The 10,453-nt window shown below is 49.0% G+C and carries 12 protein-coding genes; 11 read left to right on the top strand and 1 reads right to left on the bottom strand.

Annotation, left to right across the window (positions count from 1 at the left end):
- A partial coding sequence (locus ACLQ6D_RS09580) for a hypothetical protein (protein WP_411727059.1) occupies positions 1-253 on the bottom strand: 253 nt, incomplete at its 3' end.
- Positions 254-793: 540 nt separating this feature from the next.
- Between ACLQ6D_RS09580 and mutL the strand changes: the two genes are divergently transcribed.
- From mutL to ACLQ6D_RS09525, 11 genes are all read left to right on the top strand, one after another.
- The gene (mutL, locus tag ACLQ6D_RS09575; RefSeq protein ID WP_411727058.1) at positions 794-2,596 is read left to right on the top strand and encodes a DNA mismatch repair endonuclease MutL; all 1,803 of its coding nucleotides are present in this window, start codon (positions 794-796) and stop codon (positions 2,594-2,596) included.
- 349 nt (positions 2,597-2,945) lie between these two features.
- Entirely contained in the window at positions 2,946-3,899 is a 954-nt protein-coding gene (gene miaA, locus ACLQ6D_RS09570; protein ID WP_411727057.1) for a tRNA (adenosine(37)-N6)-dimethylallyltransferase MiaA, read from the top strand.
- Between the two features lie 83 nt (positions 3,900-3,982).
- Positions 3,983-4,690, top strand: coding sequence for a LemA family protein (locus ACLQ6D_RS09565; RefSeq protein WP_411727056.1), 708 nt, complete (start codon positions 3,983-3,985; stop codon positions 4,688-4,690).
- Between the two features lie 4 nt (positions 4,691-4,694).
- Positions 4,695-5,570, top strand: a complete 876-nt coding sequence (locus ACLQ6D_RS09560) for a TPM domain-containing protein (protein WP_411727055.1) — start codon at positions 4,695-4,697, stop codon at positions 5,568-5,570.
- Positions 5,564-6,067, top strand: coding sequence for a TPM domain-containing protein (locus tag ACLQ6D_RS09555; RefSeq protein ID WP_411727054.1), 504 nt, complete (start codon positions 5,564-5,566; stop codon positions 6,065-6,067). The genes ACLQ6D_RS09560 and ACLQ6D_RS09555 overlap by 7 nt, the downstream gene beginning before the upstream one ends.
- Before the next feature lie 177 nt (positions 6,068-6,244).
- A complete protein-coding gene (locus tag ACLQ6D_RS09550; RefSeq protein WP_411727053.1) occupies positions 6,245-8,086 on the top strand; it encodes an N-6 DNA methylase in 1,842 nt (613 codons plus the stop codon).
- An 81-nt stretch (positions 8,087-8,167) separates the two neighbouring features.
- On the top strand, positions 8,168-8,455 hold the full coding sequence (locus tag ACLQ6D_RS09545; RefSeq protein WP_411727052.1) for a DUF1778 domain-containing protein: 288 nt from the start codon (positions 8,168-8,170) through the stop codon (positions 8,453-8,455).
- A complete protein-coding gene (locus ACLQ6D_RS09540; RefSeq protein WP_411727051.1) occupies positions 8,455-8,952 on the top strand; it encodes a GNAT family N-acetyltransferase in 498 nt (165 codons plus the stop codon). Before ACLQ6D_RS09545 ends, ACLQ6D_RS09540 begins: the two co-directional genes overlap by 1 nt.
- Before the next feature lie 10 nt (positions 8,953-8,962).
- Entirely contained in the window at positions 8,963-9,148 is a 186-nt protein-coding gene (locus ACLQ6D_RS09535) for a hypothetical protein (RefSeq protein WP_411727050.1), read from the top strand.
- An 87-nt stretch (positions 9,149-9,235) separates the two neighbouring features.
- Positions 9,236-9,655, top strand: coding sequence for a DUF559 domain-containing protein (locus ACLQ6D_RS09530; RefSeq protein WP_411727049.1), 420 nt, complete (start codon positions 9,236-9,238; stop codon positions 9,653-9,655).
- Positions 9,656-9,825: 170 nt separating this feature from the next.
- Positions 9,826-10,453: restriction endonuclease subunit S (locus ACLQ6D_RS09525; protein WP_411727048.1), on the top strand; the 628-nt coding region annotated here is incomplete at its 3' end.

Below are 10,453 nucleotides of genomic sequence, written 5' to 3'. Positions count from 1 at the left end.
CCATTGTTTCATTTACTGCGATATATGCTTGATGCCACAATAAGCTGCATTTGATATTGAAGCTTTTCCAATAGGAGCGAATCTCACTGGCCTGATTTTTGTCCAGCTTGGCCGCTTTAGGTGCCTGGTTATGGGAATATATCCCTTTTAATTTATGGTTTAAGTTTGTTTCCTGTTCATAATTGCTTATGTTCAAGCAGTTTTTTACTGAACGCCCAATTGCGATTATTTTGTCAAAAAATATCTTGTTCATCCGTATCCGTTCCCATCGTTTAGGTTTTAGCCCTCAGGCTCATGGTTGACGCACAGTGTTTTGGCCTTTTTCCCACTGAACCAAAAATTATAAAAAAACTGACCGCAATCGCTAAAGTATAGGGCCACTGCCGAGCAATTGACAGATAAACGACAAAAACACCAAATGCAGGCGGGGACAATAAACGCGTAAGAATAGGCGGGATGTCAACAGTAATGATTTGGGCAATTACTGTGCCTGTCACCAGTGCCAACACATTGGCCTTATGGCCCGAGGCGCCAACTTTTCCTTAAGGTTGCCCGCTTTTTATCGGCATAAGCCCACAGACCTATCGCCCTTATTTTTCAGGCAACGTCAACATTGAACCAAGGATATCGTCATAATTCTCAGGGGAGAACTCAAACATACCGTAACCAGGATAAAACCCCGTCCTGTGTGGTGTTACCCTTTTAACACAATCGTATGCAATAAATCTCTATCTGCAAACTACCCAGTCCGCATCCGGTCGTATAGAATGATGCTTTTATTCTAGGCCGAACTATGCGCGTTCAGGTACTCCCCATCCATCTCATTAACCAAATAGCTGCGGGTGAAGTGGTCGAAAGGCCTTCATCAGTAGTTAAAGAACTGGTTGAAAACTGCTTTGATGCGGGTGCAACCAGTATTGACATTGATATAGAACAGGGCGGCGCCCGGCGTATCCGAATTAGGGATGACGGCTGTGGCATAGTCAAAGAGGATTTACCTTTAGCGCTGTCCCGCCATGCAACCAGCAAGATAGCTTCGTTCGAGGATCTTGAGCGCGTTGCCAGTATGGGATTTCGTGGTGAGGCTTTGCCCAGTATCAGTTCCGTTTCACGGCTGACATTAATTTCCCGGGTGGCTGAAGCAGATTGTGCCTGGCAAGTTGCTGCTGACGGTTCCGAGCAAGGTTTTGACCTGCAACCCGACCCTCATCCCAAGGGTACGACCGTTGATGTGCGGGACTTATTCTATAACACGCCAGCCCGGCGCAAATTCCTGAAAACGGAGAAGACAGAATTTGCCCATATTGAGGCATTGATCCAAAGGATGGCGCTTAGCCGTTTTGATATTGGCATTTCCTTGTCGCATAATCAAAAGGAAATCTTCCAACTCCAGCAGGCCACAACTGAAACTGAACAACATCAAAGAGTGGCGGGAATTTGTGGCTCAGTCTTTTTGGAGAATTCAATAACAATCGATGTCGCATCATCCGGTCTGCAACTAGCGGGTTGGGTAGGGTTGCCTACCTTCTCCCGTAGCCAACAAGATATGCAGTTTTTCTATGTGAATGGCCGTTTGGTAAGGGATAAGCTGATCGCCCATGCGGTCAGGCAGGCTTTTCAAGATGTCTTGTTTCATGGCAGGCATCCGGTGTTTGTCTTGTATCTTACTTTGGACCCCGGCTTAGTTGATGTCAATGCACACCCAGCAAAACTGGAAGTCAGGTTTAGGGAAGGGCGGCTCGTGCATGATTTCTTGTTTTCGGCATTGCACCGGTCATTGGCTGAGGTAAGGCCCAATCAACACACAGCCAATCCCGTCATCCAGCAGAAAGAAGTTGCTCCTAGGGATAGAAACGAAAGGGCGGCTGATAACAAACCAACTTACATGACATATCAGCCATCATCACAGTCATCGCTCCCTTTTCAGGTTGAGGAAACGATTCAGGCTTACGCCAAGCTGTATTCTGGAACCGCGCCAAAACCGGAGCAGGGAAACCAGCAGCATCAGGAAATGCCACCTTTAGGTTTCGCGATTGCCCATTTACATAATATTTATATCCTATCGGAGACCCGTAACGGCATTATCCTGGTGGATGCCCATGCCGCCCACGAAAGAGTCGTTTATGAGCGCTTGAAACAACAATCCCAACAAGGTGCAGTGCCTAGCCAACCCTTACTTTTGCCCATTAAAATCAATGTGAGCCCGTCGGAAGCTGAACTTGCGGAACAAGCCTCTGAGTTTTTTGCTGGTTTGGGTTTTGAGTTTAATCGCGCCGGACCAGAAACTATCGTGCTTCGTACCGTACCGGCGCTGATGGGCCATTCTGATGTGGAATCCTTGATCCGGGATGTCTTGGCTGATCTTGTCCAGCACGGCTTAAGTCACCGGATGCAGGATCACGGCAATCATATCCTGGGTACCATCGCTTGCCACAGCGCGGTACGGGCGCATCGAAGATTAAGTATTGATGAAATGAACGCGTTGCTCAGGGACATGGAACAAACCGAACGCAGCGGGCAATGTAATCATGGCAGGCCGACCTGGGTAGAATTATCGACAAGTGATCTGGACAAGTTTTTTCTGCGTGGGCAATAAGTTGGAGTCTTATTACTTAAGGCATAGGTCTACACAAAACCCGTCATCTCGGCAGGGAATGCCGAGATCCAGAAGCCATGGATGGCAATGCCAAATAATGCCAACCGTTTTTTTGCTGTATGGAACTTTTTTGATCGGTTATTCACATCCTTGTGTTCTGGATTCCGGCGACCTCCATGGATGGAGGAAGTGCGGAAGAGGATATGGAATCCTCGCCGCCGATCCCTACCGGAATGACGGTGCTATAACTTGTGTAGCGAGTAGCCTCGATGAAGTGTAACGGAATCGAGGAATTAAGCGCTCCATGTCCTCGATTCCACTGTGTTAAATCGAGGCTACTTGCTGAATAATGCAAAAAAATGCCTACCCCCCAGCCATTTTCCTGATGGGGCCGACGGCTTCCGGGAAAACGTCTTTGTCGGTGCAATTGGCTCAGACGCTAGCTGGCGAAATTATCAGTGTTGATTCAGCCCTGGTTTACCGGGGCATGGATATAGGCACTGCAAAACCCTCGCTGTCGGAGAGAGGGGGCATACCTCATCACTTGATTGATATTCTCGATCCGGCGGAAACTTTTTCTACAGGGCAATTCCGTAATAAGGCCCTGGCCTTGATGGATGAAATACATCAGCGTGGGCGTATCCCGATACTGGTTGGTGGCACCATGCTGTATTTTAATGCCCTGTGCGGTGGGCTTGCCCAACTGCCAGAAGCTAATCCAGTTATCAGGGCGAAGCTCGATGAAGAGTTAAAAACTTTGGGGAAAGAAGCATTGCATCAACGGCTGGCAAGCATTGACCCGGAATCAGCCACCAGAATCCATCCCAACGATCCACAACGCATCCAACGCGCATTAGAAGTGTACGAAATCAGCGGTAAGCCATTGACCGCTTATTTTACTGATGCTCAACAAAAAGATATGCCTTATCAAAAAATCAAGTTGATTATTGCCCCAAAGGAGCGAAAAACCTTGCACGACATCATTGCCAGACGATTCACGCAGATGCTGGAACAGGGGTTTATTGAAGAGGTGGAAGAGCTGCTGAGCCGTGGCGACCTAAGCGAAAATATGCCTTCGATAAGGGCAGTGGGTTACCGGCAAGTGTGGTCTTATCTCCACGGGGAATACGATAAGCCAACGATGGTGGAGAAGGGCATTGCCGCCACACGCCAATTAGCCAAACGCCAGTTTACCTGGTTGCGGCGGGAAACAGATGCCATAACCTTACAGACGGATCAACCAGACTTGTTTCAAACAGCGTTATCCCAAGTAAAAAGTCAGCTATCCAAAATGGATGATTAATTTTGTATTAGCTTCCGTTTCGGTGTATCTTTCGCTTTAGATGTTGCTAAATTTTTTTTTAATAGCAAAATGGAGTGAGAAAAATGACTTTCAGTAATACCCGGCTCTATCAATATCCTTTAATTTTACTGGTGTTACTCGCCTTATCCGGTTGCGGTTATAACACTTTGCAATCCTCGGATGAGGACATAAAAGCCGCATGGGCTGAAGTGTTAAACCAATACCAGCGTCGTGCCGATTTGGTGCCCAACCTGGTGAATGTGGTCAAAGGTTATGCGGCCCATGAAAAAGAAGTATTGACCCAAGTTACCGATGCCCGTTCCAGGGTTGGCTCGATTCAAGCTACACCCGAGTTGGTGAATGATGAAGAAGCCTTCAAAAAATTCATTGCCGCCCAAGGCCAAATGACCAGCGCTATTTCGCGGCTGTTGGCGATAGCGGAGAATTACCCGCAACTGAAAGCCGATGGCTTATTCCGCGACTTGCAAGCCCAGCTTGAAGGTACGGAAAACCGCATTACCGTAGCCCGTAACCGCTATATCGGTGCGGTCAAGGAATACAATATTACCGTGAGGTCATTTCCAACCAACCTGACGGCGATGGTGTTTGGACACAAGGTTAAGCCCAGTTTTACGGTTGAAAATGAACAGGCGATTGCTGTGCCACCCAAGGTCGATTTCGGCACTCCTGTTCCCGCTCAGGTTCCGGCACCTGCAACTCCAGCGCCGCAGACTATGACGCTTCCGCCTCCTGTCGTGCAACCCGAACCTTCTAAAGCGGTAACCCAATAAAGCAGTGTACTCAAGAATTCCAGGGCACTATTATCGAACCGCTTCTGCCGGGTTGTGGTTGGGATTCTGGCTGCTTTTTTTGTGCCCGTTCACCCCGGCCTGGGCGTTTGTCGAAGTTCCGATATTATCAAGTCGGGTTACTGACCTTGCTGGCACGTTCAGCGCAGGACAGGCACAGGCACTGGAAAGTAAACTGGCGGCATTTGAAGCGAAAAAAGGCAGTCAGATAGCCGTTCTCATCGTCCCGACCACACAACCCGAGGATATTGCCGAATTCGGTATTAAAGTCGCTGACTTATGGCGCATAGGCCGTAAGGGTGTCGATGACGGCCTTATTCTAGTCATTGCAAAAAACGACCGGAAACTGCGGCTGGAAGTCGGTTATGGTTTGGAAGGCGTTATCCCCGATGCTGTCGCTAAGCGAGTCATTGCAGAAACCATCACACCTTATTTCAAAAATGGGGATTTTGTCGGTGGGATTGATGCCGGAGTCGATCAGATCATAGGTTTGATAGAAGGGGAACAGCTACCTGCACCGGCGCAACAGGGCTATTCGCAGCAAAACGAAGGCGGATTTATATTCCTGTTATTTGCTGGATTATTTGCGGGTTCTTTGTTGTCCTCAATGTTTGGGCGTGCCACCGGAGGACTGGTTGCAGGTCTTGGCAGTGGTGTCATTGCCTCTTTATTGCTGGGCTTTGGTATTGGCGCAATCATGGTCGGCGTTATTGTCTTCTTCCTGACTAGCGCCAGCCACACAGGTGGAGGCGGTGGCTGGTCGAATGGGGGAGGGGGCTATTATCGCGGTGGCGGTGGAGGAGGCTCCTGGAGTGGCGGCGGCGGTGGTTTTGGCGGCGGAGGCGCATCCGGCTCATGGTGACAATCAAACGCTGGCTAACCCATGCTTTCATACCACCTTGGCGGTGGCGCTTGCCGTTTCCTGAGGCAGTGCTTAAGGATATTGAAAAAGCAGTCAAACGCTCGGAATCCCAACACCGGGGCGAACTGAGGTTTGCAATTGAAAATTCGTTAGCTCCAGGATGGGTATGGCATGGCATGACCGCACGTCGGCGTGCCACCGACGTTTTTTCCAACCTGAGGGTATGGGATACCGAGGAAAACAATGGTGTCCTGATTTATATCCTGTTAGCAGACCGGGAAGTCCACATACTTGCCGACCGGGGCATACACAAGTGTGTGGCTCAATCCGAATGGGACAAGATTGCCCAGATTATGCAAAACGAGTTTGCTAAAGGTGATTTTCAGCAAGGTTCTGTACAAGGTATTGAAGCAATTACAACCTTACTGTCGATTTACTTTCCGGCCAATTTAGAAAATACTAACGAACTCCCGAATAGGCCGGTTGTTATAAAATAGAAACTAGATATTTGCGCAGTTTTCGCACAAATTGTCAGGGCAGTAGAATTGAGCCATTGACAATGATGGTCTACTTAGACTTTTTAGATTAGTTCAAATTGTAAAATAAGATGTTCCATAATTGTATCTATTGAAAGATTCACGAACTCGAAAACATAATAACTGACCGAAGGTTGCATGAACCAACAAGCATTATCCGCATTTATATGGTCAGTCGCTGACCTGCTCCGGGGCGATTACAAACAATCTGACTATGGCAAGATAATCCTTCCATTTACTGTGTTACGCCGCTTGGATTGCGTTTTGGAATCCACCAAAGCCGCTGTGCTGGCCGAATATGAAGACAAACAGAAAATCGGTTTGAATGCCGATCCGTTCCTGCTCCGCAAAGCAAGGCAAAGCTTCTACAACACCTCGCCCTTGGATATGAAAAAGCTGATGGGCGACCAAGACCATATCAAGGAAAACCTGTTTTCCTATATCCAAGGCTTTTCCGAAGCGGTGCGGGATATATTCGAGCGCTTTGAGTTTTATGCCCAGATAGACAAACTCGTAAAATCCGGCCTGCTGTATCAAGTGACGGAACGCTTCGCCCATGTGGATTTGCACCCCGATAAAATCAGCAACAGTCAAATGGGCTTGGTGTTTGAAGAACTCATCCGCAAGTTTGCCGAGATTTCCAACGAAACCGCAGGGGAACATTTCACCCCGCGTGAAGTGATCCGCCTGATGGTCAACCTGCTGTTCATCGAAGATGATAGCGTGTTGGCAAAAGCGGGCGTTGTCCGCACCATATACGATCCCACAGCGGGAACAGGTGGGATGCTGTCGGTCGCTGGCGAATATCTGGAAGAACATAATCCCGAAGCTCGCCTCACGATGTTTGGGCAGGAACTCAACCCGGAATCCTATGCCATCTGCAAAGCCGATATGCTGATCAAAGGCCAGAATGTCGCCAATATCACCTTCGGCAACACCTTTTCAGACGACGGCCACCCACACCTTAAGTTTGACTATATGCTCTCCAATCCACCCTTTGGTGTGGAATGGAAGAAGGTAGAAAAAGAAGTCCGCAAGGAACATGAACAACAAGGCTTTAACGGGCGTTTCGGCGCAGGCTTGCCGCGTGTGTCGGATGGTTCTCTCCTGTTCCTGCTGCATCTCATCAGCAAAATGCGTCCATCTAATGATGGCGGCAGCCGCTTTGGCATTATCCTCAACGGTTCACCCCTGTTCACGGGCGGGGCAGGTTCGGGCGAAAGCGAAATCCGCCGTTACGTGTTGGAGAATGACCTTGTGGAAGCGATTATCGGTCTGCCCACGGATATGTTCTACAACACAGGCATTAGCACTTATGTCTGGATACTCTCAAACCGCAAACCGGCGCATCGCAAAGGCACGGTGCAATTGATTGATGCCAGTGGCTTCTGGCAGAAAATGCGGAAAAGCCTTGGCTCAAAACGCAAAGAGCTATCGGACGGGCATATCACTGAAATTACCCGCTTGTTTGGGCACAACATCGAAGCCAGCGAGGGCAAGAAACCGATTTCCAAAATCTTCAAGAACAGTGACTTCGGCTATCGCACCATCACGGTTGAACGCCCCTTGCGGGATGAAAACGGAAAAATCATTCTCGGTGGAAAAGGTAAGCTGAAAGGCAAGCCGCAACCGGATTCCAGCCTACGCGATACCGAAAACGTACCGCTCAGTGAAGACGTGGAAACCTACTTCAAGCACGAAGTGCTGCCCCATGTGGCGGCGATTGTTCCAGACAATTCGCCGCACCCGGCAACTGCTCCCGACATTGCCCTACCTCCTGCATCCTTGCAGTCGTCCTTACATCCCTGTGAGTCGCCGGATGCATGGATAGACCATGACAAAACCAAAGTTGGCTATGAAATCCCGTTCAACCGTCATTTCTACGTCTTCGAGCCGCCGCGTGAATTGGCCGCAATAGACGCGGACTTGAAGCAATGTACGGATAAGATTCTGAGGATGATTGCGGGTTTGTCAGCGTAAACGCCGATAACAAAACAGATACACACCGTGTATCTTTATGGTGTATGATTGACAGAGTTTAAAAAATATACGGAGCTTCCCATGCCTAACAGCCAACCGACAACCGACACCCCAACCCATGCGGTTAATCTACGCGTCCGCAGTGATATTCGCGCTTTGATTGACCGGGCTGCAAAAGCACAAGGCAAGACGCGCTCTGATTTTATGATTGATGCCGCTCGACGTGCGGCGGAAGAATCCCTACTCGACCAAGCCCTTGTCCGGGTTGACCAGAAAACTTACGCGCATTTTCTTGAAGTTCTTGACCGTCCGCCCAGCGGTGATGGGTTTGAACGGTTAATGGCGGCTACCTTACCTTGGGATGTCTAGTGCTGTCTGCACCCGCTCTGTTGACAGCGGATTATCAGCTTGATGACTTTGCTTGTGGTGTTGATAGCCTTGATGACTGGCTCAAGAGGCGGGCGCACCCTAATCAAATCAATGGCGCGTCCCGCACCTACGTTGTGACCGATGGCAAAAAGGTTGTCGGCTATTATTGTCTCGCCTCTGGCGCACTGGAATTAAACAACACCCCCGCTTCAATCCGTCGCAACATGCCCGATCCAGTTCCGGTTGCCATTCTTGGCCGTCTGGCGGTTGATAGATCCTGTCAAGACAGAGGGCTTGGGGCTGCTTTACTGCAAGATGCCGTCATTCGCACGGCGCAAGCGGCTGGAATTCTTGGCATACGCGGTTTGCTTGTCCATGCACTGTCAGTCGAGGCAAAAGCGTTCTATGAGTATCATGGGTTTGTCGCTTCACCGACATTGCCTATGACTTTGATCTTGTCGCTCAAGCAGAAGACCGGATTATCTGACCATGAATAAAGAGTCGCCTATGCAAATTACGCCCTATTTAGAAAAGAAGATTGCTCAGGCGGTACAAACGTCCATGCTGATTGAAGGTTACAAGAAGGGTTGTTCGCAGACGATTAAAGCACAAGCCAAAAATCTGATGAAACAATACCGTGTCCAGCTATCCGTTCCGAGAAAAGGCTTAACTAAAATCGAAGATAGCCAATGAGCTTCCCGCGTTACGAATGCTACAAGGATAGTGGTGTTGAATGGTTGGGCGATGTGCCGAAATATTGAAATATTGGAGATGCCTGCAATGAATACTGAACGCGCCCGCGATCTACGCAAAAACGCCACCGACTGTGAGCGCCTGATCTGGTTTCATCTGCGTGCCCATCGTTTACAGGGCTTCAAATTTAAAAGGCAGCAACCTATTGGGATTTATATCGTAGATTTTGTATGCTTTGAAGCGCGTTGCATCGTTGAAGCCGATGGTGGGCATCATACCGGGCAGACTGAATACGATACACGCCGCGACGGTTGGCTGAGGAGCCAGGGTTTTACCGTTTTACGGTTTTGGAATAATGACATTCTGGCTAATTCTGAAGGGGCATTGGAAAGGATTGTTGAGGTTTGCCGAGAGTGTTTAGAATCACCCTCTCCCCAACCCCTCTCCCATCAAGGGAGAGGGGCTATAGCGCCGAATAATATTTTTCGTGAACCTGACGTTCAATAGCGATTTGATCCACAACAAGAACAAAACGCGATAATGCAAAACATCAGCCCCAATCAAATCGAAGCCCAAAACTCCCCCCTCCCCTTGCGGGACGACTGCATGGATGCAGGAGGTAGGGCAACGTCTGGAACAGTTGCGGAGAGGGGTCGGGGGAGAGGGGGTGCGGGCTTATGAGCTTCCTGCGTTACGGAAGCTACAAGGAAAGTGGCGTGGAATGGCTGGGGGAGATGCCGGAGCATTGGGATGTTAAGCGCATCAAAAATGTTGCGAAAATTAACATGGGACAATCACCAAGTTCACAAGACTGCAATCAAGATGGCGAGGGAATCCCTTTTCTGCAAGGAAATGCTGACTTTGGGGATATTTATCCATCACCTAGGCATTTCTGCTTAGTTTCAAACAAGTTCGCTCAAGTAAATGATATTTTGTTTTCTGTTCGAGCACCTGTTGGAGCAATTAACGTAGCAGACCAGTTTTATGGGATAGGTAGGGGACTCTGTGCCATAACTCCAATTGCAGATAATTCACAGCGCTATCTTTTACATGGGCTAGAAATAATTAAATGTGAGCTTTTCTCTGTTGCAACTGGCAGCACTTATGAAGCAGTGTCGGTTGAGCAAATTGAGAATGCAAAATGCTTACTTCCACCAGACTCAGAACAACAATCCATTGCCGCCTTCCTCGACCGCGAAACCGCGAAGATTGACGCGCTGATTGCCGAACAGCAACGACTGATCGAACTGCTCAAGGAAAAGCGGCAAGCGGTTATTTCCCACGCCGTCACCAAAGGCCTAAACC

The organism is Methyloglobulus sp., from assembly GCF_046714055.1.
Taxonomy (GTDB): Bacteria; Pseudomonadota; Gammaproteobacteria; order Methylococcales; family Methylomonadaceae; genus Methyloglobulus.
Note: the sequence above shows the minus strand (reverse complement) of the source record. Positions and strands in the feature narration are given on the sequence as shown.